Here is a 1,628-nt window from a genome sequence, read left to right on the forward strand (position 1 = left end):
GTAAACAATGCTACAGAAGGCCGCATCACGGATCTGAAGGGTGCTGCTCCTGATAAGGACTTCTCTCTAAGAGTACTGCATACAAATGACACGCACAGCCATCTGGAGACAGTCGTTAAGCGTGTTACGGCTATCAAACAGGAACGTACCGGCAACTCTATCCTGCTTGATGCAGGCGATGTATTCTCCGGCACGCTCTACTTCACCAAGTTCGAAGGACTTGCCGATCTGGAGTTCATGAACTACATCGGCTACGATGCCATGACCTTCGGGAACCATGAGTTCGATAAGGGACTGCCGACGCTCAGAGCCTTCATCGACAAAGCAGAGTTCCCGTTCATCAGCTCAAACATCGACTATATTACCAAGAACAATGAGCTGAAGGATATTTTTGTAGACAAGGTTGGCGGTTCCGATTCTGCTACTCCGGTAGAGAACGGCCACATCTATCCATCTGTTATTAAAGAAGTATACGGTGAGAAAATCGGGATCTTCGGCCTGACGACTGAGGATACTGTCGGTCTCTCCTCACCGGGCGACAACATCGCCTTCAAGGATTACAAGACCAGCGCCGAGAACACAGTCAAAGCTCTGCAGGCACTGGGCATCAACAAAATCATTGCTGTCTCCCACCTGGGCTACAATGTAGACCAGAAGCTGGCTGTTGAGGTTGCCGGAATCGACGTTATCGTCGGCGGACACACCCACACCAAGCTGGATGCTCCGGTTGTCTTCAACGCTGACACTGAGCCGACCCTGATCGTACAGACCGGTGAATACGGCACGTACCTCGGCGAGCTTGATGTCAACTTCGACGACAATGGCGTAATTACAACGTATAACGGCAAGCTGATCGATACGACAAAATATGCTGAGGATGCTACTGCCAAAGCGATGCTCGTTAAATACGACGCTGAGCTGGCGGCTATCCGTCAGACTGTAGTCGGCAAAACCGACGTTCCGCTGGTCTACGACCGGATGATCAACGGCAAGCTGACCCGTGTGGTCCGTAATGAAGAGACCAACCTCGGGAACCTGATTGCCGACGGTATCAACGTCAAGGCCAAAGAACTGGTAAGCAAGCTGATTCCTGAAGCGGAGCAATCCGCGATTAAGGGCTACGTAGCCATTCAGAACGGCGGCGGTATCCGCGCCGGTATTGATCAAGGCGACATCACCCTCGGTGAAGTGCTGACGGTAATGCCATTCTCCAACAGTCTGGTTGCCCTGAAGGTAACCGGGCAGGAAATTATCGCTGCCCTGGAGAACGGCGTCAGCGGACTGGAAAGTGACCAGGGCCGCTTCGCTCAAGTCTCCGGCATGCGTTACAGCTACGATTCCACCAAAAAGGCGGAAATCATTAACCCGACAACCAATGTGGTTGAACAGGCCGGTGAGCGGATCGTCTCTGTAGAGATCAAGCAGGCTGACGGCAGCTACACTGCCATTGATCCTAAGGCTTACTACATCCTGTCCACCAATTCCTTCATGGCAGGCGGCGGCGACTTCTACCGTTCCCTGGCAGCTGCTAAGGCAGACGGACGTTATTACGAGCTGTATCTGCCGGACTATGAGGTGTTTACGGATTATCTGGCACAGGTTGGAACAGTAAACAATGCTACAGAAGG

The 1,628-nt window shown here is 52.3% G+C and carries 1 protein-coding gene; it reads left to right on the plus strand.

Annotated elements, in window-relative coordinates; all coding sequences use genetic code 11:
- A partial coding sequence (locus BN3772_RS30190; RefSeq protein WP_042204489.1) for a bifunctional metallophosphatase/5'-nucleotidase occupies positions 1-1,628 on the plus strand: 1,628 nt, incomplete at both ends.

It is taken from the genome of Paenibacillus camerounensis (assembly GCF_000723885.1).
Taxonomy (GTDB): domain Bacteria; phylum Bacillota; class Bacilli; order Paenibacillales; family Paenibacillaceae; genus Paenibacillus_AQ; species Paenibacillus_AQ camerounensis.